Raw genomic sequence first — 26,456 nt, 5'->3', positions numbered from 1 at the left:
TTAAAAACATGAAAAATCTATATAAAATTTTGATGTGTACTGTATTACTGAGTACAATATCATGTAAGAAGACATTCCTCGATGAAAAACCACTCGATTTTGCAAGTACGGTCAATTCATTCAGCACTTTAAAGGATTTTAACGCTTCTGTTTATAACTTATATAATTTAGTTCGTACCGAATTTTATACTTACGATGAACAAAGTCCATTTGATTACATCTACGGATTGGACCTGGTATATGACGGCCAGCCAAGTGGCCCTCAAAGGTTCAGTGATTACGCAGTTTCAACCAATCCCAGTAACGGTTATTTAACAATCCATTGGACTAACCTCTATAAAATCATTTCAGAAGCGAACACTATTTTAAACAGGTTGCCATCCTCATCGGTAACTGGTGCAGATGCTAATCTTGTTCAGGCGAATGCCCGGTTTTTTCGAGGTTTTGCCTATCGGACACTAGCTTATTTATATGGTGGGGTTCCGTTAGTGTTGAACGAAGTGACTTCGCCTAAGACGGATTTCGTAAGGGCGAGTCAGGCGGATGTTTATAAGCAGGTAATTGACGACCTGATGTTTGCCGCTGCTAACCTGCCGGCAATTTCGGCGGTGCAAGATGGCCAAATATCCAAAACGGCAGCCCAGCATTTGTTAGCCGAAGTTTATTTAGCCGCAGGGCAGTTTAATAATGCGGTTACAACGGCCAATCTTGTAATCGATGACGGAAATATGGCTTTAATGAAAACCAGATTTGGGTCGCAAAGCGCAGATCCAGGAGATGTTTATTGGGATTTATTCAGGCCGAAGAACCAAAACCGTAGTTCAGGTAATAAAGAGGCTATCTGGGTAATTCAATTTGAAAACGATGTGCCGGGAGGCTCTTCTTCCGCCACCTCCATTAACGGCAGCTATCGTTTGGAAAGACAGCACGCCCCTTTAATAAGGGATCTCACATTAAGCGATGGCGCAAAACCGTTTTTATGGCCGGTATCTGATTATACCGGGGGAAGGGGTATTGGCTGGGCCATTTCCACAAGATATTTTACCAACTCCATCTGGACCAGTGATTTTAGTAATGACATGAGAAATTCAAACTATAATTTTGTCCGCACCTTCACCTACAACGATCCAGCTAAACCCGCGTATTTTGGTCAGACCGTTTCGACAGAAAATCCGCCACCGGGAGTTATCGTGCCAAGCAGGGCATTTTACGCCTATCAATCTAAATGCACAACTCCAGGAAAACACCCCGATGGATTATTCATCAATAAGTCTACGCTTCTACTGAGCTCTGCAGCAGGCGGTACATATTGTAATCAATATATGTTCCGTCTGGCCGAGACCTATTTAATACGTGCGGAAGCATACCTCGGTGCCGGATTGTTGGAAAACGCTGCAAAAGATATAAATGTTGTCAGAGCGAGGGCAAATGCCTCACCCATATTATCTTCTGCGGTCAATATTAATTACATATTAGATGAGCGGATGCGCGAATTAGGTGTTGAAGAAAAGCGACGGCTTACTCTGGCCCGGCTTAACCTGGTTTACGATAGGACCGTAAATGTAGCGCATAATCCAGTTGCTGCCAATATCAAACCAACCAACAATCTTTGGCCGATACCTCAAAGTGAAATAGAAAGAAACAAAGACGCCAAATTAATTCAAAATCCTGGCTATTAGTGTAATGCTAAAAAAACAAAGCTTATTTTAAATGGATAATTTTAAGATAAAAATTAAGTATCTGACACTAATTGCATGCCTGTCCATAATGATTGGACAGGCATTTGCACAGTCAGCGGTTCAACCACTTCCATACATTCTGGACATGGTGCATAATAACCCAGGAGAAGTACCTTATGTAACAAAGTATAATGATCCAGTTTACATGAAATCTCAGGGTTTTAATGGAATGGTAACTCATTGGTTTGTCAATTGCGCCATTACTTATGATAATTACGAAAAAGGCATTGTTCCTGAAAACAGTAAAGAGCGGGAATGGATAATGGCGAAAGCTGCGGAAATCGATAAAAAACTGAATGCCTGTAAAAAGGCTGGTATGTGTGTTTATCCATTTACCGACTTCATTGTTTTTCCAAAATCATTGTGGACAAGATATGGCAGCGAAATAACGGGGAAAGGCAAGGTAGCCGGGACTGGCGGCATGGACGAACGGTCAAGAAAGCCCGATATGCAAAGCAAAAGGACCCAGGATATGCTCCGTGCACAGATAGCCGGGATTTTTGAACGGTTTCCTCAACTGGACGGTTTGACACTTCGCTTTGGCGAAACATATTTACAGGATGCTCCTTATCATATGGGAGGTGGGCCTATACGTGATGGTAAGAGTGGTATAGAAGATCAAGTGACCTTGATAAACATTTTACGGGATGAGATTTGTGTAAAGCGCAATAAGAAGCTGTTTTATCGTACTTGGGATTTTGGATATAATTTCCATAACAACCCCGATTATTATCTGGCAGTTACCAATCGAATAAAACCGCATCCTAATTTAATTTTTGTCATTAAATATCAGCAGGACGATTTTCACCGCATGACACCGTTTAATCCTACGCTCGCCATCGGCAACCATGCACAGATAGTGGAGGCACAATCAAGGATGGAAGCTTACGGGAAAGGTGCGCATCCGTATTATACGGCCAAAGGCGTAATAGACGGCTGGCCGGAGACGAAATATGAAATCGTTTTTGGGCGACATGAATTCAATGGGAAGCTTAACGATCCAGACAATCCGCGGGGAATAAAAGATATTTTGGGTAAAGGATTATTAAAAGGAGTTATGACATGGTCAAATGGAGGCGGATGGGACGGCCCGTATATCACTAATGAGTTATGGGCAGATTTGAATACATACGTGCTTTCACAATGGGCGCAGCATCCCGAAAAGTCCGAAGAAGCCCTCTTTTATGAGTTCGCTAAAAGGCTTGGGTTAACTGGTTATGAAGCCGATCTGTTCAGACAGCTAAATCTATTGACCATAGAAGGTGTGCGGAAAGGACAATTGAACAGTTATACATCTAATGCCGTTTGGTGGAGTCGTGATCAATATTTTTCGGCGGTAGAAAACAAAAATATAGTCAATGAAATCATTAACAAAAAAAAAGAAAGAGAAATATTGGCTGAAAAAGCAGAGGCTTCAGCCATATGGAGGCAGATTGAAGCGTTGTCGAAACAAATCTATGTAAACAATGCTGCTGATCAGGAAGCTGTTGAAGTGTCATGTACCTATGGCCGGATAAAATATGAACTGGTCGAACAGATGTGGATATTGATGATAGAAAACGGCATCGCAAAACGGGGCGGCAGTTTCAATATAGGGGTAATTAAGCAGGCCATTAACCATTACGACCTCTTATGGTCGGAATGGAAGGCTCTAAAGTCATCCAGTAAATATTGCGCTACTCTTTATACCGATTTGGCTTTTAGAAATCAGCAAAACGGAAGTATAGGAGAGCTGGTTGACAGTTTAAGAAAGGTTTTATGACGATCGTTATGTTTATGCTTATTATATCAGTTTTAATAATACGGACATCGATTTCCGAAATAACGGAGCGTTCGTTTAACATGTAACAGCGACATAATTATGGGTATGGTCCTATGTTCAGTTTAAAGAGTATCACTGTTTTCTCATCGTTAGGGCTTTGGCATCAACAATAAAACGGGTTTGATTTGACCAGATAATGATTATGACAGCATCTTGATGGTAACTTTTAAAAACGGAAAAGCTTACATGGAAGTTGATAAGGAAAATGTCAACCCATCAGCATTGTGGATTTTAGCTTAAGGTGCGTGTATAATACTTAAGCTTTATCGTCTTCATAAGAATAAAGTTGCAATTTCGAGATTTACCTTTATCTGACGAGATTTACCTTTATCTGAGTTGGTCTATGAATGAATGCCCCAGATACTGTTTTAAGGGATATATAAGAGCTGATCGAGAAAAGAATATTAGAAAAAGAACCTGCAGGCCGTCAGAACATCACTTATAACTTAGTATCTCGGGAAATAACATATCAAGAGGGACCGGATACTTATAAGTTATGATTTGAGCTGTTCTTTTCTAACTTCGCGGCATGACTACGAATTTTAAGATCACGTTTGAAGGAACGGAATTTGAATTTATAACCATGAACAGGGTAAGGCTTCAGCTATTCCAGGTTTATGTGCTGTTTGAGCGGAAGAAAGTAAGGTTTCATATGCAGGTAAACGATAACGATGAACAGCGGTTCTACATTACTGACCGGTCTTCATGCCCTAAAATATATTTGCCGTTGGAGTCTCAATACAGTGAAGCGATCTTACAAAAAGGCCTTGCCTTACCAGCTATTTAACAGGCCATTTTAATTTTCCTATTGATTAAAGATCAGTGGCCCAGAGTCAGCCTAAGAAAAATTTAAGCATTGCTCAGTTTAGCCAGTTTCTCCGCAATTGTTTGAAGCAGATGAAGATTCATCGGAATCGGTGCCATGGGCTGCTCCGGATTGATCAAAGCCCGGTAGCTGCCTTCCTCATCAGGCTCAAAGGTAAAAGTCATTTCATCGATCAGCACGGCGATGCGATGGGTGTAACCCCACCGCTCAAAACGCGCTTTAAATTCGTACTCCTGTCCCTGGTAGGATACGGGTATGATAAACGGTTCATGCATAAATTAAAATTTGACCTTTGATGTATCCGTGATAATAATTTCCGGCTTTCCTTTATAGTCAATTACCTCCCCTTCCACCGTGATCATCTTATCGCTCAACTGATTTCCCAATTCTTTTGCTTTACCTTTTAGCGCGATCGTCAATAATTGATTGGGATAGGCTGCGCCTAAATTGACCAGTACCATACTGCCAATATCCTTACTGCTGTACACCTTGCCCTGCACACTCACGTTTCTCCCAATCGCATTCCTGATCTCCTCCAGCTTTACGGCACTTACACTTTGAGCACCAGCTGACGGCGAGGGCAATACGCTGTTCACCTTCACCTGCTCATTATTGAACAGTTTATTGAGTTCACCAGCCAAACGGATACCGGCCTGACCGATACGTTTATGGATAACGGTGATGTATTTCTGGTAATAAGTTTCATCTATTTCCTGACCGGGTTTGGCTTGTGCATAAAGTTCGCTGCTGACCTGATAACTTTCCCAGATCCATTCCATGGGGCTATCTGATTGCCATTGTTTGATCTGCGCGGTTGTCGCTACATCGTAAGACCTGACAATTTCCGCTTCGCTGAAACCTTCATGATCGATCAGTTTGCTATCCCAAAGACTGTGCAGGTTAGTGCCCTTATTGTCAAAACGTACTTGGATGGTGTTACCACCTTTATCTTCTTTACGACTGACGTGCATCGGCTGATGAGCGTCACCAACCAGATGGATCAGATATTTTAGCGCCTCGTTCTTCTGATCGGGTGTTAAACCTTTGTCCCGCAGGCTTGCTTCCGTCTTCAGGATCGCACTATAAACATTATTATCGCTTTCACTTACAAATTTGACAAACTGTTCGTGCGTTAAACCCAGGGGCAGGTTTAAAAAATGCCAGGGTGCGGTAGTCGGATTGCGGTTTTCATCTGCCCAGGTGGCTACTTCTGCCATGCTTTCACCTTTTAAGTAAGCTGAAACGACATAGGCGGTATTGCTGGTCAAATGTTTTTGCGCGATTGTCGCGATAGCCCGGTGTCCTTTAAAACCCCAGGAGATCAGTGTTGCCGGAAGGGCTATCAAACAAAAAATAAACAGTTTCTTCATGCTGCGAATATATATGGTGGATAGTTTAAAAATTAAATTCTTTGGTAAATATCAGATCACTACCCGGAAGGTCAGGTTAACACGCGCCTTCATAGGCTTAAGGGATTTGGCGATCCGGTGCTCCCAATGTTCCTGTAACCCGCTTTTCATCAGCAGGAAGGAACCGTGTTCCAGCCGAACTGAATATTTTTCGCTGTGGTCTGTTTTGTTGCGGATATCAAAACTACGGACCTGGCCAAAACTAACCGAAGCAATGACCGGATGTTTGCCCAAAATGCTTTCTTTGTCACTATGCCAGGCAACGGAATCATTGCCGTCACGGTAATAATTTAACAAAACACTATTGAATTGAGTACCCGCTAAGGGTTCTACGATTTGCTTAATCGCCAGTAATTCGGGCGTCCACGGGGTCGGGTTAGATATCCTTCCAGGGTGAGAATAATCAGTGCCGAGGTCACCATACCAGGCTGTTAGTCGTGGGGTGATCACTTCTTTATCATACATTTTTTGTACAGTTTGTTTCCATGGCGCTTCCGCTATCAACTTTTGCAGAAACCAATTACCTTCTTCCTCGCTGAATATACCGGGAAAGTATTCCAGGAAGTCGGTTGGCAGCCCTTTACTTTGTCCCGCATCAGGGAAAAAACACAATTGCTCCATCATCTTTTTCCTAAATCCCTGATCAATCTATCCATTTCTTTATGATTACCGTTAATAAATCCGGCCGCTTCTTCCTGCTCATCAACGGTCAATGACTCCCCGTCATATATCCAATTATCATCGGCATCAAAGAGGATGCAGCCGATAGAAACCTCCTGTAAGACGTCGTAAAGCAGATAGCCCTCTCCCGTATCCGGTATGATGCGCACCCATCTTTCTCCCCCTATTTTAGCCATCTTCGGCTTCTCCTGGAATAGCTTACTTCTCATCAAAACAAAAATCGAGAAAAAAGTGCAAAAAAGAATAATAAATACTAAATAAATTAGCATTTATTAGATGAGCAACTACCTAAAATTTCTTCCCTTATGAAAAGCCTCTCTGCTGTCAGGACCGGGCGCTGTCGTTTCATCTGCCCGTGCCAGGGTTAATAGTGGCAAATCATCGGGGTTGCCTATGGTCAAACCACGTAACAGGCTGTTCAGGTTAAAACAGCGTTTGGCAACCACATGGATCACTTCACCCTCGATCTGCAGTTTCCCTTCTACCATGAACAAGCGGGACTGGATGATCTCTTTGCGATAGGTATCAAACAGTTTCTCCCATACCACGATATTAGCCGCACCTGTTTCATCCTCCAGCGTCATGAACAGGATGCCCTTAGCGGTTCCCGGCCGTTGACGAACGGTGATCAAACCGGCAACTTTGATGGGGTCGCCATCTTTCCTGTTTTTAAGCTCAGCGATCGGTGTATTATGCAAGAGGTTCAGCTTTTCCCGCACTAAGGCCACCGGGTGATTTTTCAGGGATAAGCCCGTAGCTGAATAGTCCTGTACCACATGTTCGCCCTCGGTCATCAGCGGCAGCTGAACCTGTATTTCCTGCAGGCTTTCTGACGGCGTACCATCAAACAGTGCTATCGGCCGATCCCCCAAAGCCGATACCTCCCACAAAGCCTGGCGCCGGTCTGAACCTAAGGAGCGAAAAGCATCCGCATCCGACAGTTTTTCCAAAGCCGTTTCGGGTACACCTGCCCTTCGCAATTGATCAATATGGCCATAATGTTGGCCCCGGCCTGCTATCAATAAAGTCATATCCTCCTTCCGTAATCCTTTGACCTGCCGGAAACCCAAACGCACGGTCAGGTATGTTCCATCTTTTTCTTCCAGTGTATTATCCCAGCCAGAATGATTGACATCCACCGGCAAGACTTTAACGCCGTGATCCCTGGCATCGCGGACGATCTGCGCCGGCTGATAAAAGCCCATTGGCTGACTGTTCAATAGTGCCGCGCAAAATACATCCGGATAATAGTACTTCAGCCAGGAGGATATGTAAACCAGCAAGGCAAAGGAAGCTGCATGGCTTTCCGGGAACCCATACCCTTCAAAACCCTGCAATTGCTTAAAGACCCGTCTGGAAAATCCTTCCTCGTACCCCCTGGCCACCATGCCGTCCACCAGCTTCTTTTCATACATGCCTAATTTGCCATTAGCTTTAAAACTGGCCATGCTGCGGCGCAGCTCATCTGCTTCAGCAGGTGTAAAGCCTGCGGCAACAATAGCGATCTCCATCGCTTGTTCTTGAAATAGTGGTACCCCTAAAGTTCTTCCTAATATCGCTTCTAATTCTTTAGAAGGGTATTCCACCGGTTCTTCCCCGTTACGCCGACGTAAATAGGGGTGAACCATCTCCCCCTGTATAGGTCCCGGCCGTACGATGGCCACCTCGATCACCAAATCATAAAAACATTTGGGTTTGAGGCGCGGCAGCATGGACATCTGGGCCCGGCTTTCGATCTGGAACACGCCGATGGTATCGGCATGGCAGATCATCTCATAAACTTTGGGATCGTCCTGGGGAACATTGGCCAGTGTCAATTTTTTACCGTAATGCTGCGCTACCATATCAAATGCCTTACGGATCATGGTCAGCATGCCCAGCCCCAGAACGTCTACCTTCAGAATACCTAAAGCTTCCAGGTCATCCTTGTTCCATTCCAGCTGCGTACGGTTTTCCATCCGCGCATTCAGTACAGGACAGAGATCCGATAGCTTATTATCCGTAATAACAAAACCGCCGGTATGTTGTCCTAATTGCCTCGGGAAGCCCATCAGCAGCGAGGTTAGCTCTAATACTTTATGAATGAGCGGATCATGCGGGTTTAACCCTTGTTCACGCAATCGTTGCTCGTCAAAACCCTCCTCGCTAAAATCCCATATCGTAGCACCGACCCGTTTGATCGAATCCTCGGATAACCCCATCGCTTTTCCCACATCCCGGATGGCGCCACGGTGACGTTCCTGGGTAACTGTCGCCACGATCGCGGCATGTTCACGTCCGTAATCTTCATAAATATATTGGATGATCTCTTCCCGTCGCTCATGCTCAAAATCGACGTCGATATCCGGCCATTCTTCTCTTGCATCAGACATAAACCGGGAAAACAGCAAGCGGGATTTCATAGGATCTACCGCTGTAATGGATAAACAATAACAAACTGTGGAATTGGCCGCGGAACCACGTCCCTGGTGCAGGATGCCCAGTTCCTCTGCTTTTTGCGTGTATTTATACACTCGGAGAAAGTAAGGAGCCAGCTTTCGGCCATCAATAAAAGCAAGCTCAAATTTTAACTGATCCTGAACTTTTATGGGGATATGTTCCCCATACCGCTCATGTGCACCTGCCCAGGTATATTTGATCAGGCGTTCCTGTGGCGTCAGTCCATCCAGTATTTTTTCTTCCGGTTCGATGTATTTCAGGGTATCCAGGGAGAACTGGCATGCATCAGCAATCTTCAACGCGTTATCTAATGCGTCAGGATATCCCCTGAACAAGCGGTGCAGCTCTTCTATGGGTTTTATAAACCTTTCCGCATTGGCGTGTAATCGGAAACCCGCCGTATGTATCGTGCATTTTTCCCGGATGCAGGTCAGGATATCCTGTAACTCACGACGCTTAGGTTCGTGGTAATGCACATCGCCAACAGCCACCAGGGGAATACCCAATTGAGCAAGGCGGGCCAGTCTCTTGGCATCATCCCCGCTATAGGAACGGGTCGCCGCCATATATAATGCCAGGCCCAGGTTAGCCCGGTATTCCGCTACATTGCTTTTAAAATCATCGTCATAATCAAACCGGGCGTTTAACTCATCCGGCGGGATGATAATAAACTGAATACCTTCCTGATGCTGATAGACATCCGTTTTATATAAATGACATTCCCCCTTTTCAGCCCGCAGGTTCCCAACGGTTAATAATGCTGAAAGCCTGCCATAGGCGTCGCGGTCAGTTGGATAAGCCAGCAGGCTTGGCCCGTCTAACAGGTCCAGCCGGCAGGCCGGAATAAATTTGATAGCGAGTTTTTTTGCCGCGACGTGCGCACGCACGATACCCGCCAGGCTATTACGGTCAGTAATGGCGATAGCTTCATAACCAAGTGCTTCTGCCTGTTCCACCAGTTCGTCGGGATGCGACCCTCCCCGCAGGAAACTGAAATTGGATGTGGCTTGTAACTCGGCGTACCTCATAAGCTTATGCAAAAAAACCATGTAAATACCATTGCGGCGCGTCATCATAATGCCCCGAGCGAAAGAGCCAATAACGGTGCCCGGCCGTATCTTCTACCGCGTAATAATCCCGGTGTTCCCCCTGTTCCAGCCACCATTCCCGTTCAATGCGTTCTGGGCCATCAGCCTTCTCAACCACATGCCTCCGTCCTTTATAAGTAAATACTTTAGGCGGGTAATCGGGTAGAAGCGCCATCACTTCAATAGCTTCGGGCCGGCGTAATAGTCGTACGGGGCGCAGCCGATCAATCCTCCATTTGATGGCCGGGGTTTCCATTAAAGATGCAGCTTGTTTTATCGATCTTTCCGGCCAGTTATGTTCCGCGGGTAAATAGCGGTGAATAGCATTCGCGCCAATCTTGCCCGCCAATTTGTCCAGCAGTTCTGCCAGACTAGCATCCTGTAAACCGGGTTTCCCATCCCATAATTTTTCCTGTAGGGGTTCAATATCTTCTACTTTAGGAGCTTCCAACAAAAACAACTCGATACCCAAAGCAGGTTCTATTTTGCTGATCTGTAACTCAAACAGTTTTACTAAATGGGAAACACTATGCGAACCCCGGTTGGTGGAAATACCCGCCTGCACCATTTTACCGTCGATACGGTAACATTTCAGGATAGCTTTACGGATGCCTTTACCTTCGTTTTGTAAACGCATACATAACATTTCCAATAGTCTTTGAATAGCGATCTCAATGGCTTTTTTTGTTCTGACCGGTTCCAGGCAAGGTAAACGTTCTGTATAGGGCATCGGCGGAACCAATGGTATCAGGGTTTCCTCTTCCAGGCCCAAAGCTTGCGCTAATCTTAATAAAAAGCCTTCCCCAAAACGGCGACGTAATACCGTACGCGGGATCTGTATAAAACTCCGGATGGTACTGAAACCCAGCTTTTGCAGTTTTTCCAATATCAGCGGTTCGAGACGAAGCGCTACAGGCGGCAGGTCCAGCAAGGCTTGTGCCTGCATACCGGCTTCCACAAGGGGCGTCTTTTTTCCAAAGCGGGCAATCGCCCAGGCGGTACCGATGGTGTCTGCTATGGCTGCGCGGGCATCATAGCCTGATGTCCGCAGTTTATTGACAATCTCTTTCAAATAGGCACGTTCACCACCCCACAGGTGCGCGCAACCGGAAATATCGAGGATCAGGCCGTTTGGCAGATCGATCATTACTACAGGCGTATAACGGATACACCACAATCCCAATTGCCGTAATAATTTGGCTTCTTTTCCAGGGATATGGTCCAATATCCGCAGATCTGTTGTAATTGCTTTGGCATCCGCTGCCGCCATACCGCAATGAACACCCTGCGCTTCCGCTACCGGGTTGGCAGCGGTAATGACAATACGGTTACGGTCAAGTGTTGCAAAAACGAAAGGTATTTCCTTTAACTCCGGCTGTTTAAGGGTTAGCCAGTCTGTCATCAGGTGACGAAACCATATAGCCATAAAGCGCTTTTCCATAACTCATCCCGCCATTTGTTTTTGTTGTTCCGGCAGTTCTTTTTCAACCGGTCTGAATTTACCTTCCGACCATTCCATGATCCAGTTACCCGGCTGCCCATTACGTACCCGCAATAGTTCGACCTGCCAGCGTGGAAACCCCAGGCCTGGCAATCCATCAACAGGCTCACTGGGTAATGGCCTGATCTTCCAGCGGGCCGCGCAGGCGGTTGATCCCATTTTATCCGTACGATTGCGCAGAACAAAACCCGTCACCCGGCTTTGTTCAACAGCCAGCTGCAGACGCCGGGATTGCTTAAAATCAATTTCCCGCATTTCCCCGATAACCGCGGCCAGGCCAGCGCATTTTAATGCTTCTTCCATGACCCAAAGCACCTCTTTATCCCTGGTCAGATTGACAAAGATCACCCGGTCGGGTTCCATACCAAAAGCTTTTAAAGCTCCGGGAAATAAGTTCCCGGAAAGGCTGATCCATAAACAGGCACCGCCATTTTGCATGAGTATCGAAAGCACCCCGCTTACAAAGCCACCGCAAGCCGCGGCCTGTTCTGTATTTGCACAGACCAGCTCATGTACGGTCCCCAAAGGAAAAACACCATTTGGAAAAGCGGCTTCTACCGGGCCTAAACCAACCAATTTCCGTTTACCAGCAGGCGGCGGCCTGTAGCCTTCCCATTGCAAAATATCCTTTTGCAACTGGCTGATGATATCGTTTTTGGTGTTGGCCATCTAATTCAATTTGGGACTGTAAAGTTATACTAAAAATATTAGCAATTTATATAAAGAATTACAAAATATTTTCGACTTTTGTTTTACAATGAGGAGTAAGAGCCTGGGTAAAGCGCAAAAACGGCCCTGATGGGTCATGCGCATCCTATCAGATTCGGAAAGTAAGGATGCGGAAATCAGTTACCAGTTATCTACCGTCTACGGCGAAAAGCCAGATTACCAGAGCAGAGTATTGCTCGATGCGTAAGGTTTTTGGATATATCACGGTGACATACTCGCCGTTACCGAACAGGAATAAAATGACAGCTATTTAAAGGAAATAGCCGGTATGTGCAACATTACCAAACCGCTCACCTTTCCCAGACATCCCTATGCCTTAGATTTCTATTAGATTATTGGCACGATGATAACACCGATCAAAGGCCGAGGACCGGATATATCCATATCCATACTGTTGATGGTGATAACATTTTTAGTAGCCTTTAAATCGTGCTCGCCAGCTTTACAAGGCCCCTAATTTTCCACTGCTGTCAAAAAGAATTATTTTGCTGCGCAAATAGGCTGCGTAGCAATTTGCCAACTTTGTTATTTTAAGGTTATAATCAGCTATAAAAAATGCAAGAAAATACTGTAAAACAAATTCGCTCATTGCTTTAATTAATTTGCTCCTTAACTCATTAGCCAACAAGGATATTTAAGACTTTTTCCATAAGATGAATATTTTAAAAAGGCCCTTTAGATGAATTGTTGTTTTTTAGCTTTGAACAAATAAGAGAACTCCGATTTGTCTGCTTCCTTTTTATTATTAAAATAGGAAGAGGCAACACCTCCTGTAATGCCGATCAGCCCCGTAATAGCGCCAGCGATAGGATTTATGGGCGCGCTTATAACGCCTGCTGCCATCAGGGTCTGAAACATTTTCGGGCTCTCCACTTTAAAAAGGCTTTCAAAGGAGGAGAAAAATGTTTTGATGCCGCCATCCTTATATATCTTTTCAATATCTGCGGTGCCCTTTTTTATCGCTTCTGCGGTTTCAATAAGTATCTCCTTGGCTTCTTCTGGTGTGCCTGCATTGCGTATCTTATCTTGTATCCTGCTGATAAATTTGCGAAACTCAATGAGCTCTCCTTCATAATTCTTCTTAAACTTTATGATCGCTTTAATATCCGTTCCCGCCACCGGTACGGGTAATACCTTTTCTAAAATTAGATTGAATACAGGCGCCTTGTGTGCTCCCATACCAAAGGCAATTTCTTCATACCGTTTATCATCCGTAGATGGAATGATAAGATCATTTTTTTCAACTTTGGCAACATATTGTGCAAGTAGTCCCATATAATAAAGTGCTACTAATTCATCTACCAATACATTGCCATTTCCTTGTTTGAAAATAAATCCCCTTTCCTGCAAATGCCATCTGATTTCACCTGTCATCTTTTGTCCGTAAAGCAGCTCAAAATGCGCGCCCTGGATTTCCTTTTTCTTGTTGTTCTTACTTATAAACTCCGCTGAGCTGGTCGTAGCTATAAAAAGATCTTGAAATTCACGGAAGTCAGCCATGTAACGGCCTAATACCCGTTCAATGAAAACCGGTTTATATTGTCCACTATCTATCAGAAAAAGTAGATTGGCTGGTATCCTTGGATCTTCGATACCATAAAAAGGCAGAATAGAGGAAACACTGTCTGCATATAAAAGTCCAGATGCCAACCAATCAGCAGCAGGAATATCAATCGTTGGATAGTAAAGCAAAGTTCTTTCCATGGTTTAGATTGTTTTAGGTTGATTCGTTCTGATATACTCAGATAAATATAGTAATACTCCGCTTTTTTCATACGAATATTCCTATCTGATTGCAGTAAACATCAATCAATCTTTTTGCCCAAAAACGTCAAATACATTAAGTCGAAAAGCAAGCTAATAATTTGTGCCATCCCTGCATATTAGATGTAGAAAAGATCATCTTTATATTGAAATCCTTAAATCTTAATCATAGGAATGCATTTCTGATGTCATTGCCTGCGCTTTTGAATATTATTGGTTTTGTCATATACCTGATTACTGTCAATAATCTAGTAAAAAAGACATTGAAGCTCAAGTAAGTACTGTTTCAGACAATTGAGAAACATCAAACTAAAGATCATAGTTTATGGCGTAACGATAACAGGAGTGAAATTTCACCCCTGTTTTATAAATTCTGAGATTGCGGTGTGCTCAAAATATCTCTCCGAACCCAATCAGGTATTTTCCTTTTTGTTTTAGAATAATACCAGGCTATGACGTCTACAACTATTCGTTTTGCCTCACGGGCATTTTCAATGCACTGCACATCATGAGCAATTTCCATTAGCTCCTGAATTTTATAGTGAGTTAGTCTATTTCTCCACTCTTTTAACTTTTTCATATTCTGAAATGCCAAATCACCCTTTAAATTAGCATGGGGGTCTTTCATAAATAAGGCAACCCACCTAGACCATTTTTCGTCGAAATAGGTTCTTACCATTTCGCTTTCTAATGTTTGAATCTGTGAAGGATTTAATTCTCTTATTGTGTTTTTAAACTCCAGGCTTTCAAAGTATTCCCCATTAATAAATGCTTCAAGAAAAAGGAATGATGACAGTATGCAAAACCGAATATTTCTTTTATCAAAAACAGGAAGATTGGGCACTTTTATTTTTACCTCTTCATTATCCGGTATGGATTTAAGCGCTATTTTATAAAAGGAGTTTTGAACTGAATATATATCGTTAGATTTTTCAGCTTCCGATAGAAAATATTCCATATCATCCCAATAGTAAGTAATCAAATTATGTGGTTTTCTAATTATGCTCATGGCTGAATTCTTAAAAGCACGAAGTGCTGTGATTTAGGAAATGTAATTTAACATAAACAGGCTAATAGTAAAAATCATCACCCTGCTTTCATTGAAAAGAAAAGTAATTTAGAATAACCTATTTTGATTCGCCAACGGCATCGACTTTTATATAATCGGCAATAACCGGCATCCATCCCCTTGCATTACTATAGCCTCGTTCTTTCTGCTTGTCCTGAAGCTCTGTCAGGACCATTTTGAGCTGGCCTATATTTTCAACTCCGAGTACACCCTTTACTTTTTCAAAATGCCTTTTAGAAAGAAGTCTACTGAAAAAATCAAAGGAATGATTATAGGGGTTCCTGTAAATGTAGGTGATAGGAAACCAGTCATCACCATAAACCTGCCCCACATGGTATGACAATAAGTCGGCATTAACCAGTACATCTTTGCCCAAATACTCAGGAACAAATTTTATCAGTATGTCTGCGTGTACAGAGGTTATATTCTGTCCGTGTAAATCCTTATAATAAACATCCATAGAATCATAATAGTGATAAAAAGAGGCATAACTTTCCGGCTCAGGGCGGCTCCTGTCTCTTCCTTGCATAAAGTACCGGCCCTGAAAAATATTTTCAAGGAAATTATAGTTCTCATTCTTAAGCGCAATACCAACGGTATATAAAAACAATTCGTGGATGATAAATTTAAAATGTTCATAGCTCCTGTGATTCCAATTTAAGACCTGCTCATTTTGTGGAGCTAAGAGCAATGACAATCGTTCCAAGAAACGAAAAATGACATCGCCATCAAACTCCAAACCGCTTTTGATTAGGATATCTAAAAATTGTATATAGTCGTTACGCAGGGGTAAATATTGATGTAATATGTCAAAAATTTGTTTACCCAGGTCTTTAGGATTATTAGCAGGTTGAGTTATGATAAAAGTGGAGAGATCCTCCTGAAATACTTGCAGGAAATCCCTTGACAAGGAGTTTAACCGATGGGGATATTTATTCAATTGCGCTTCCAATCCCCGAACCATGGTAGTTGTTTTAAAAGACATTGGGGTATCTTCAAACAGATACGAAGGAGGTTTAGCCCCAAGTGCCGGTTTACTCAAAAGAGGGCGTTCAAAAATACTCCTGAGCAATTGCTCATAACTCCCTTCAAAGTCATCCTCTTTTGAAAAATCAATATAGATTCTGGAGCCGATATAGGTTGGCAGATAGGCTTTCCCATTTTCATCGGTCTGAGTAACCAATGGGACGAATTTTTTCTGCTCAGTGCTTTCATAAACCTTTGGTGTGATAATCAGCGTTTCTGCACCCACACCTCCAGTTCTTGCATCTGAACGCTCGGCATATTTCTTGTCACAAATGATGAGCACCTTATCGATGTCCGCTGCGGTAACCATAGACTCCATGAAGGTATACTTGTCCTGCCCCTCTTTGAGGTCCCATTTATCGAGCTTTACATCTACGGCATCATGTACCAGTCTTTGTGCCAATGACAGCACCCAATCTTCATGTTCCGGATTTGTCCAGCTATAGGAAATAAATACTTTTTTATTCATCTTTTACTTAAAATACACTTAGTGTAAATGTCATTTTCCTGTCCTAATGTTTTTTATGAACAACCGTTTCTTTATCGGACGAATGGAAAAATCATCTGTGTTACACTTTTTCTTCCCGCAATATGTAACCTTAAAAATAGTTTACCTTGCCCTTGTCTGATAACAAAATGATCTTCTTCATTAAATACTAAAACTCTGGTTTCGTGGGCTTCTATTTGTATCAGGCAACTTTGTTCCAGACTTGTTCGCACACTGAGAATTTGAGATGCATTTTTACGTTTTGCCCAATAGAGTTCAAAGCCATCAATGGTAATTGGATTTTTGTAACGGTTAGTGATACGGATTTCATTCTCATCGGGGCCATTGGGGTTGATAGCAAATTTTACGATAAGCCTGAATCTTTCTTCTTTACGTTCTCGCCACCTAATGTATGCCAGATAGCTTGAAAGTAAGGATGCATAAAGCGCAATAATAATGGTTATAAGGTCTTTTGTGGTCATTGTGCTGTTCAGAATAATTCAAATAAAGTTACGCCTATTCTAATACCGGCAATACAATATCTTTCATCCCTTTCGCAATTTTATCCCGCAATCTCTCCAATTCTTTTTTGGGTAGCTGCCCGTATACCTGGGTTTTCCTATACAATTTCCCATTGCCTAAATGGAGCTTTACAAAGCTATCCAATTTATGTGCATGTGGATTGGAGGGGAATGGGTCAGCATCATTTTTATGAATAATCCACACAGAACCATTCTCCCTGAATATGGCTTTTTCTAAAGCATTCAGATTCCTGCCGTCTTCCTCGTCCTCTATGTCAAAGACGACCGAGCCAATAGGTAAACCACTTGTCTTGAAAAACTCCTTGATATGGTAAACCATTTCATCCGAACTTAATTCCTTATGGATTATCTCGGTATAAACTTCCGTACAATCCAATTGGTAAATGAGTATTTGATAGATGCTGTCAAGCTCCAAAAAGGAGTAGCCATCGCCGCGAAGTTTGATTAATGCCGTGGCAGCATTTTTATGATATTTAAAAAGCTTCTGGGATTTATCGCTCATCACTTAGGGTTAGGGACCAATATATTTTGGCTGCCATGAATGTAGAAAAAAATCCGGGCATCCTAAGCCCCTTTTACTTACTCCTTTAGAATTTAATGGGCCATTCAATTTCGTATGGGTTGTTTAATTTCGTATCACAGAAGCTCACTATTGCAAGAAGATTTGTATGATGGAAAAGAAAATACACAGGCTAACATGTACTCAAATAAGGGACATAGATATGGTAGCTTATTTAGCAGCCCTTGTTCATCATCCTTGCCTGGTATTGTGATAAGGTTAAAGCCCCCAGCAGCGAGCGCTTAGCGGACCTTATTTTGATGTACATACGATGCCTGAATTGTAATTGAAGAAATTCTCTTATTCAAATTCCCTGAAGTAAGATAATTTGTACATTAAGAATATTTTATCACTTCTAATATTAATTTGATAACTAATGCGATTTGATTAATCAATTTGCCCGACTCAATTATTTTGCCTTTAGGATTACTTAAATCCTTAGAAATGAGATTTAATTTCTTTTTATTCGAGGTTAATAACAATCTGGGGCAAATTATATTAACTTAATGAATGATTATTTCCACAGCATGTACCTCTAGGCTTTTGTCATTAGGTTTAATTTATCAATAATATTAATTTTGATAATGAACTCAACCGCCTTATTCGCACAAATAAAGACACTGTTATTCCGGTTAGCTGATGATATAGAACGTGCAAATGCACTTCATCTGCATAACGATGCGATCCATGCTGAGAATTTTTTGTGTGAACTGTTGAATTTAGTTTTTTCGTGGAAGCTTGAGAACGGCAACCGTACTAAATTAAATCAGAAAAGCTTCGACCTGGTCGATAAAAGCAACGAGATTTTTGTTCAAATTACTTCTAATCAATCGCATCAGGCGAAATATAGTAAGGTGGTTAAAGATTTGAATAAACAAAATTCAAATTCAAAATATCGCAACTTTTATCTTTTCTATATTTCTCAAAAGGTTGATAAGGAGTTCCTTAAAACAAAGCTAATTGGCGGCACGAATTATGAGGGCTGGGACATGGCCAAACTCTCTGATTACATTTTTTATGAAAAAAAATCTGCATTAAAATTAAGGCCGGTGTTCGACCTTCTTCATCATGAGTTGAATGTTATACCAGCGAATAAGTCAAGTAAGGTTTCAGCCAAGATAATATCATTGCCACAGCAGTTGTTAAAACCAATCCATAAGGATAAATTCCTTGTCGACCGAAAAGCACTGATTATCGAACTCTTCAATTTTACTCAGGAAAATAACGGATTAATCACTGGAGGGCCGGGTTACGGCAAAAGTTTTACGATTACAGAACTCCAAAGATATTATCATCAAGCTGGCATCCCTTGTTTTGTAATCAGGATCAATGAACTTATAAAAGGGAAATCCGAAGAATTAAGTACGGAGTTAGGAACAACTTCCAAATGGCTTGATGCGCTAAAAGCAGTACCTGCAACTGCGGCTAAATCTCTACTGATATTCGATGCGTTTGATACCGCGAAGGACGAGTCCTTTAAAGCAAATATGCTGAGCCATATTAAAACCGCAATTAATCATCTGGACGTTAACTGGCATGTAATCGCCAGCACCCGTTCCTACGATGCTTTAAAATCGCACCAATTGGCAGAGCTATTTCCAAAAAGTTCAATCAAAAATGCCATCGGATGCCGGTATCTCGAAATTCCGAGCCTTTCCGAAAATGAAGTTCTAACGGCGATAAAACATCACATCGCTTTGAAGCATTCTTATGATCGTGCAAACCAATCCCTGAAGGACATGCTTCGCATTCCTTATTTTCTAAACCTTTTTGAACAAGTCGTGTTTGAAAAAGCACCTTTAAATGTCCATACGGAAGAACAGTTGCTCACCCTCTATTGGAATCAACGGGTAAACAGAGATACGGCTAAGGATCTGTTTTTGCGCAAGCTAACCACTATATTGAGCACGCAGGAAAACCTGAGTTGCAAAAAATCTGCTATTTTAACAGAGCAGAATATAGTGGCTTTTGAAACATTGCTTAGCGATGGTATCATTACGGAAACATCCTATACACTCGAAAATCTGGCTTTTGTCCATAATATTTTGCTTGAATATGCTTTATTTAAATATGCAATACCGGAAAGTACCGACGAGTTAATTTCTTACCTGAAGAAAAATGAACGGCAACCATTTCTATTCAGGTCAAGCTACATTTATTTTTACAGTACATTATGGAGTCATGAACGTCTGCAATTTTGGCAACATTATCTTGCGTTAAAAAAGATCTCAGAACCGCTGTTCCGCCTCATCCATCAAACCATATTAAATTACGTATTAGCCTACTACTTCAAAACCGTCGAAGACTTCGCACCACTTGAAGATATTACCGATGACGAAGAACGGTCAGCCGTTTTTCGAAAGATTCTGGAAGCTATACGATTCACCCGTCCTGATGATCTTCAAATAAAAGACGTTCGCTTCTTCTTTGCCGTTTCTGAAGATATTGCGCCCTTAACCATCTGGGAGTTGGGGAATTTGACGGAGAGAGCCATCAAGCAATTTTCAAAAGACAATAAAACGCTGAAACTGCTTGGACGAGTATGTTATAACTATCTGAATTATTACCTCGACGCCTTGGATAATGTTCCACTTAAACCGCGTATTGAGGGTAATGGACAATATTGGGCACTCCGTAATTACATCCAATGTTTGCATGTAATCAACAAGCCTAAGCCTTTACTCAATAAGCTTTTGAATTTCCTAAAAGTGCCAGATTTTAACATTCACCTATTTTTTATTCTGGCCGACGAAATCGATAGTATCGCTAGGTACGATCTGGCGTTCGCATTTGCTATCTATGAGACCGTCTATGCATATACAGAGATAAGTGATAAGGAAACTTCTATGGGCAATAGCGTCGTTATGCCGTTAAGAAGTAACCGAAAGCAAGATTTCAACAGTGTACATCACCGGTTAGAGGCTGAATTTGAAGGTTTACTATTATTAAATCCGCAACGATCTCTTGCTTTCGGATTGCAGATCGTTGATCAACAACTATTACATGACCAGTTGTACTGGAAAGTACGGCATCAGGAGTCAATTGTAATAAATGGCATTTCCGGGACCATTATCGAAGATGGCAGCATTTACGACTACAAAATCGAGAAAGATTACGGCCCGCTCTCCCACATCAAACGGATTATGACCTATTTTCACACATTAGTCGATGAGGGGAAATTAACCGTGCTTAACGGTTTACTGGATATTTACTCTCAACATGCCCGTTCAAGAACACTTTGGACACGTTTACTGAATTTTCTGCAAAAACGACCCGAAGTAAATCCGGAAATGTCAGCCGCTATATTGACTAATTCCGGCATTTATTCATCTTCCAAAACAAGACAAGAAGTATGTCTTCTAATTGAGAGATCATGGAGCCTGTTTTCGCTCGACCAAAAAAAGAAAATTGAATCAACTATTTATAATTTACCAAAATTCGAATACTATGATGAGCCTTTCATGAATCGCATAAAAGGTGTACTTTTTAGCTGCGTGCCGGAAGGCGAATTGGTATTGGAAGAAAGCGTTCGACACTTACATTCAACGGGTATCATCACCGGTGAAGAGATAAAAAGGATTGAAAGCTCCATATCATTTCAACGCACCGTAGCAGAAGATAAACAAAGGCTTGACATTCGTGATGAAATGACCTCCGAACATGAAGCCTATACCCTCATCAAACAGATTGAAGAATTTAATGACAGTCATGTTTTAATTCAAAACAGGCCTGAGCCTGTCCCTAAACACTATCGGCCATATTTGAAACCGGTAAAAGCTTTATACCGTTTGCGAACAAACAGCTACCCGGAAGAATTACTGGAGGCATGCGATGAGGCGATCAGTCAGTATCTAAGCACAATTTTGCAAAAACTCAAAAGCATTCCGGCCGATTTGAAGGCATGGGCGGAAGTCCTTGCATTCGAATTTTTAGATGACCCCAGGTACCATCACGAATACCAGGTGGGTGACCTGACCACACCATTTAGTAGTTATACACCCAGTCCGAGAATTTACGCCACAAGCGTTTTGATCAATTTGTTATATCAGGAGAAAAAACAGACTGTTGCAGATAAACTGCTTTTGTTAATGCTTGATAACACACAACATGTGCGCTTTCAGGCGTTACGGGAATTGTCGTATTTTTATAAAGCAGCGCCAGAATTGTACTGGTTTGTTATTGCTGAGCGAATGCGAAATGAGACAGACGGCGACTGTCTCCATGAAGTTATTCATGCGATGTATTACAAGGATGTCATTACTCAAAATACCGAAAAAGTAGTTGATTCGCTTTGGACGGTTAGTCCCAGAATCCATAACATCAAGGTAAAGAACGAACTTGAAAAAATGTACGTTTATTTATTGCTGGAAGTTATTTTGAACCATGAGAATTCATCAGCACTAGAATTAGTCAGGCACAATTCGGTCAATGAAGATTTTTGCAGGGAATTCATATGGCGCACCTTTGAAATCCTTGATTCTAAAAACAAAGAAAAGGAAGCACTATTAGGCAAAACAAGCGAGCGGGAGCTATATTCTCTGATCGAAGAATTTATACTTGGTCAGTTTGATTTGGTTAAGGGACTCGAACTCAATGATCCTGCCATAACCGCTCCGCTCCATACGATAGACTTATGTATTGATCAACTATTCTTTAAAGTTGATAAAGACGTGAAAAGTAAGTCGAAGCTAGCGATTTTGAAAGACAAAAAGGATTATCTTAAACAAGTAAAGCCATTGCTATCACTAATCCTGACCCAATCAAAAAATATAAAACAAGGTTTTATGGTCGCACATTCAGGTTATTACCTCATGCAGCTATTAAACTTTTTATTTCCTGCCGATCCTGTTTACATTCTTGAGTTAGCTTCGGATACTGTTGCCTGCGCTTCAGCGAATAGTTTTACCTACGACCAGACGACTATGCAGGAAACCATGAAACTGACGGAGAGAATACTTGCAGACCATAAAGGTATATTGAAAGATCAGGCAAACTTTAATCATTTACTTTCCATCCTGGACCACTTTGCAAACTCCGGATGGTTGGAGGCACTGGAGTTAATTTGGAAATTGAGGGAAATTTTTTAGCAACGAAATATTTAAACAGTTAAGGCATATCTGATATTTTGCATCGAGTTATTAGTAATCCGTTAGTATTTAAAATAAGATAATTAATACCTAAGTTTGATTGGTAACCTTTCAAACGACCTTTCACAAACCTCAGCAAATGATTACTAAAATTGATATAGGTCATTTTGGACTATTCAACAGTTATTCCTGGCAAACAGCAATAGGCCGTGATGATATATTCCAAAGATTAAATATTATTTACGGAAGGAACTACTCCGGTAAAACGACATTGGCTCGAATGTTTAAATGCATTGAAGACAACCTCATGCATAAGAACTACCTTGAGTGTAAGTTCCAAATTACGTTGGATAATGGCAAGGTTATATCCCAGGCAAATCTCCATGAGTTCGCTGCTCATCATAAGATCCGCGTTTATAATACCGATTTTGTAAGGGAAAACTTGGGGTGGTTGTACAATGATGACGGTACCATAGAACCATTTACCATACTCGGATCGAAAAATATAGAACTTGATAAAGAAATTACAGCAATTGATGAGGCTCTTGGAAAAGTTGATGATGGCAAAGGTCTTTTATTTGAAATAGACAAATTGCAAAAAGAGCTTGACCGGCTGGCGAAATTAAATGAGGACAGGACCAACACTCTGGATGAAAAATTGAAGAGGCGGGCCAGTGACAAAATCAAGATCGACAGTAATCTCTTCCTGGCCACTAATGCAAAAAAGGCTTATTCAATAACTGACATTAAGGCGGATATCACACTATTGGGAACAGATCTCAATAAACACTTCTTAAGCCCAGAGCAAACACAGGAAAAGGTCAAATTATTAAAGGAAGGTGCATTGGAAGATATTAACCCCTTGTCTGAATCCAAACCAAAATTCGCGGATTATTACAAAGACTGCAAGGAAATTCTTTTAAAGAAGATCAAGCCCAGTACACCAATAGCCGACTTGATCAGCGATAACCTTTTACAGGAATGGGTAAGGCAAGGGATAGATAAACACAAAGGCAAGCGTAAAACCTGCGGTTTCTGCGGCAATATCATCGACGATAAACTCTGGAGCAAATTGGATGAACACTTCAGCAAAGAGTCTGAGGATTTAAGAGCGTCAATAAAGAGCAAAATAGACCTTTTGGAGCAAGCAAAAAAAGGATTAAATGAGTTTTTAACCTTAAAAAAAGAAAGTTTTTACGTGACCCTACAACCCCAATTTGATGGTGCGCTAAAAACATGGAAATCCGCAAGCAAAACTTACAGCGAAAGTATAGATCAACTGATCACTGAGCTTCGGGCACGAGAAAAAGATATCTTTCGCGAGCGTGAACTCCCAGAGATTACTGATGTTTCAGAAAGCATTCTGAATGTATTCAGGCAATTTAATAATATCCTAACTGACCATAATAAAAAAACGAGTTCACTAGCTCTTGACCAATTACGGGCAAGGAAAGATTTACGATTTGCACACATCGCTGCCTATCTCATAGATATCGACTATCTGAAAGAATTGGAAACCATTGATACCAAAGATGCCGAACTACTTAAATTACACACCGACCTTACGCCTAAAAAAGCAGAAATCAAAAGGTTAGCTGAAGAAAAAAGAACTTTAGAAGCGCAGGCTAAAGATGAAAGCAAAGGTGCAGAACTTGTCAATCAGCACCTGACCCATTTTTTTGGGCATAACGAATTAAAGCTGGTCGCGGAAGGAGAATCGCCCAATATGAAATTTATTATCCAACGGGAAGGCATAAATGCTAACAATTTAAGTGAAGGAGAATGCAGCCTTATCTCCTTTTGTTATTTCATAGCAAAAATGGAGGATGAACTCAAAGATCAAGTCAATGGCCACAAACTGGTTATTTATATTGATGACCCAATATCGAGCCTGGATAGTAACCATATTTTTTTTATGTTCAGTCTGATCGAAAGTGTGATAGCTGGCCCAAAAAAATATGGACAACTGTTTATTTCGACCCACAACCTCGACTTCTTAAAATACCTAAAAAAACTAACAACGCCTTATTTTAAACCGCAGCCCGGCAGCAAAAACAAGGCAGATATCAAGCATTTTATCATTGAACGGAAAACAAAAGGTAACACTATCTTGAAACTGGCACCGGACTATCTCAAAAACTATATTACCGAATTTAATTATCTGTTCGATCAAATCTACCAGTGCTCTGTAGGTGACCGTGAAATCATCAACCATAATTATCAATATAGTTTTGGCAATAACATGCGCAAATTTCTGGAAGCTTACCTATTCTACAAGTACCCAAGTCATAAAATGACACCAGACGAGAAGCTGCGCAAATATTTTGCCGGGGATAGCATCACCATTAACCTCATCAATCGGGTTATAAATGAGTATTCTCATATCGGAGAGCATTTCGAAAGAGGCATGGAGCCTATAGATATGGACGAAATCCACCGGGTATCAAACGCAGTTATTAACCGGATAAAAACTACTGACGCAGATCAATATGAGGCACTCATGGACAGCATAAATCAATTGGCTTAGAGAAAAAGGAAAATGAGTAATGAGTACTTTCATTTTTTAGCACAGTTCTTCTAAAAATGGCTACCGAAGAGCGCTTAAATGGTTCACATAATTCTATGTTTTACGCATATTATCTGTTTGGATCAGACCAAATTGATTGCACTGTGTAGTTCGTATCGACTTACTGTATCCCAAATAACGATTGATCAAAGCATGTTGACTAAGAAGCAAAAAATAAATATTACCTTAACAAAAAATATTAAATGACACTTGTAGTTTCTTGGATCGGTATGGATTCCAGAAAAATTTCATCATTAAACATTGCAAGTGATAGCCGAATATCATGGGGAATAACCGCAACTTATGACTTTGGACGGAAAGTTTTTGGCTGTAAAAATCACCCTGTAATAATTGGTTATTGTGGAGACGTATTATTTCCGTCTATCGTAATTAACCAGTTGATTGATCTTTCTGATCAAGGCTTTTTATTCCCTGCTATTTCCACGAACGATGAAAAATTTGATGCCTTTTACCAAAAATTAAAAGAATTGTTCGCGGATTACCCATCACAGACAATCGGTATTGTCGACGACACTATTCAAATATTATTTGCTTGTAGGAGTGGAGAGATAGATTTCCTTTGTAAGAAAATAACCTGGAGGAAAGCTGGCGATTCATGGTCCGTTGGGAACCAAACATTTTCTGAACATTCGGATAAGCTATTTATTATTGGTTCCGGCAGAATTGAGTTTGAAGAACGGTTTAAGGAATTTCAAAAAAGCAATGAGGCCAAAACCAGCCGTGCCGTTTTCCAGTGCTTTTGCGAAACACTTGAGAATATTACCAATAACTATGTTGGAGGGCCTCCTCAGTTAGTTGGGCTTTATAATCGATTTAATGCTATGCAATTTGGCATTATTCATAAAAATAAGCGATATTTCCATGGAATTGAAGTTAATAATAGCGTTGACTATAACAGAGTCGAATGGCGAAATAAATTGTTCGAAATCTGTGATGGAGAAACAAAAAAAATTAGAATAAATGCGCAAAAGCAACCGCGCGCTAAACGGCATTAAAAAAGCGATTCCCTGGACGTCCACCATTATTAAAAGAAATTGGGCGTGCTAGTGCTGGGAATACCTGGTAGTTTCTGCTGGGTTTCCTACCGGGGTTTAATCCAGA

At 41.4% G+C, this 26,456-nt stretch carries 18 protein-coding genes; 6 read left to right on the top strand and 12 right to left on the bottom strand.

The window, feature by feature from the left end:
• Window positions 1–8: 8 nt before the first annotated feature.
• The 3 genes from BLR84_RS02060 (at window position 9) to BLR84_RS02050 (ending at window position 4,348) form a co-directional block, all read left to right on the top strand.
• On the top strand, window positions 9–1,679 hold the full coding sequence (locus BLR84_RS02060; RefSeq protein ID WP_090463621.1) for a RagB/SusD family nutrient uptake outer membrane protein: 1,671 nt from the start codon (window positions 9–11) through the stop codon (window positions 1,677–1,679).
• A 205-nt stretch (window positions 1,680–1,884) separates the two neighbouring features.
• On the top strand, window positions 1,885–3,501 hold the full coding sequence (locus tag BLR84_RS02055; protein ID WP_143013804.1) for a hypothetical protein: 1,617 nt from the start codon (window positions 1,885–1,887) through the stop codon (window positions 3,499–3,501).
• Window positions 3,502–4,090: 589 nt separating this feature from the next.
• Window positions 4,091–4,348, top strand: a complete 258-nt coding sequence (locus BLR84_RS02050; RefSeq protein WP_090463615.1) for a hypothetical protein — start codon at window positions 4,091–4,093, stop codon at window positions 4,346–4,348.
• Between the two features lie 62 nt (window positions 4,349–4,410).
• Here the strand turns inward: BLR84_RS02050 and BLR84_RS02045 are convergent, their stop codons facing one another.
• The 12 genes from BLR84_RS02045 to BLR84_RS01985 form a co-directional block, all read right to left on the bottom strand.
• Window positions 4,411–4,662 (bottom strand): hypothetical protein, encoded by a 252-nt coding sequence (locus BLR84_RS02045; protein ID WP_090463612.1) that lies wholly within the window; start codon window positions 4,660–4,662, stop codon window positions 4,411–4,413.
• A 3-nt stretch (window positions 4,663–4,665) separates the two neighbouring features.
• Window positions 4,666–5,757: a S1/P1 nuclease gene (locus BLR84_RS02040; protein ID WP_090463609.1), complete on the bottom strand. Its 1,092-nt coding sequence runs from the start codon at window positions 5,755–5,757 to the stop codon at window positions 4,666–4,668.
• 51 nt (window positions 5,758–5,808) lie between these two features.
• On the bottom strand, window positions 5,809–6,420 hold the full coding sequence (locus tag BLR84_RS02035; protein ID WP_255366840.1) for an alpha-ketoglutarate-dependent dioxygenase AlkB family protein: 612 nt from the start codon (window positions 6,418–6,420) through the stop codon (window positions 5,809–5,811).
• The gene (locus BLR84_RS02030; RefSeq protein WP_090463606.1) at window positions 6,417–6,686 is read right to left on the bottom strand and encodes a hypothetical protein; all 270 of its coding nucleotides are present in this window, start codon (window positions 6,684–6,686) and stop codon (window positions 6,417–6,419) included. Before BLR84_RS02030 ends, BLR84_RS02035 begins: the two co-directional genes overlap by 4 nt.
• Window positions 6,687–6,761: 75 nt before the next feature.
• Window positions 6,762–9,944 (bottom strand): error-prone DNA polymerase, encoded by a 3,183-nt coding sequence (locus BLR84_RS02025; RefSeq protein ID WP_090465719.1) that lies wholly within the window; start codon window positions 9,942–9,944, stop codon window positions 6,762–6,764.
• A 4-nt stretch (window positions 9,945–9,948) separates the two neighbouring features.
• Window positions 9,949–11,445 (bottom strand): Y-family DNA polymerase, encoded by a 1,497-nt coding sequence (locus BLR84_RS02020; protein WP_090463603.1) that lies wholly within the window; start codon window positions 11,443–11,445, stop codon window positions 9,949–9,951.
• Between the two features lie 3 nt (window positions 11,446–11,448).
• Window positions 11,449–12,174, bottom strand: coding sequence for an ImuA family protein (locus tag BLR84_RS02015; protein ID WP_090463602.1), 726 nt, complete (start codon window positions 12,172–12,174; stop codon window positions 11,449–11,451).
• 735 nt (window positions 12,175–12,909) lie between these two features.
• Window positions 12,910–13,938, bottom strand: coding sequence for a DUF6236 family protein (locus BLR84_RS02005; protein ID WP_090463598.1), 1,029 nt, complete (start codon window positions 13,936–13,938; stop codon window positions 12,910–12,912).
• A gap of 424 nt (window positions 13,939–14,362) precedes the next feature.
• Window positions 14,363–15,007 (bottom strand): hypothetical protein, encoded by a 645-nt coding sequence (locus tag BLR84_RS02000; RefSeq protein ID WP_143013803.1) that lies wholly within the window; start codon window positions 15,005–15,007, stop codon window positions 14,363–14,365.
• 118 nt (window positions 15,008–15,125) lie between these two features.
• On the bottom strand, window positions 15,126–16,562 hold the full coding sequence (locus BLR84_RS01995) for an SEFIR domain-containing protein (protein ID WP_090463592.1): 1,437 nt from the start codon (window positions 16,560–16,562) through the stop codon (window positions 15,126–15,128).
• 71 nt (window positions 16,563–16,633) lie between these two features.
• Window positions 16,634–17,062, bottom strand: a complete 429-nt coding sequence (locus tag BLR84_RS01990; protein WP_090463589.1) for a hypothetical protein — start codon at window positions 17,060–17,062, stop codon at window positions 16,634–16,636.
• A gap of 34 nt (window positions 17,063–17,096) precedes the next feature.
• Window positions 17,097–17,624 carry a hypothetical protein gene (locus tag BLR84_RS01985; protein WP_090463586.1) on the bottom strand — a complete coding sequence of 176 codons (528 nt, stop codon included), beginning with the start codon at window positions 17,622–17,624 and terminating at the stop codon, window positions 17,097–17,099.
• Window positions 17,625–18,265: 641 nt separating this feature from the next.
• Here BLR84_RS01985 and BLR84_RS01980 point away from each other — a divergent pair.
• The 3 genes from BLR84_RS01980 to BLR84_RS01970 all read left to right on the top strand — a co-directional run bounded on the left by BLR84_RS01980 (window position 18,266) and on the right by BLR84_RS01970 (window position 26,350).
• A complete protein-coding gene (locus BLR84_RS01980) occupies window positions 18,266–22,768 on the top strand; it encodes an SMEK domain-containing protein (protein WP_090463583.1) in 4,503 nt (1,500 codons plus the stop codon).
• 139 nt (window positions 22,769–22,907) lie between these two features.
• Window positions 22,908–25,295, top strand: coding sequence for an AAA family ATPase (locus BLR84_RS01975; RefSeq protein WP_090463580.1), 2,388 nt, complete (start codon window positions 22,908–22,910; stop codon window positions 25,293–25,295).
• 242 nt (window positions 25,296–25,537) lie between these two features.
• Entirely contained in the window at window positions 25,538–26,350 is an 813-nt protein-coding gene (locus BLR84_RS01970; protein ID WP_090463577.1) for a hypothetical protein, read from the top strand.
• Window positions 26,351–26,456: the final 106 nt, after the last annotated feature.

The organism is Mucilaginibacter sp. OK268 (assembly GCF_900103125.1).
GTDB lineage: Bacteria > Bacteroidota > Bacteroidia > Sphingobacteriales > Sphingobacteriaceae > Mucilaginibacter.
Note: the sequence above shows the minus strand (reverse complement) of the source record. Positions and strands in the feature narration are given on the sequence as shown.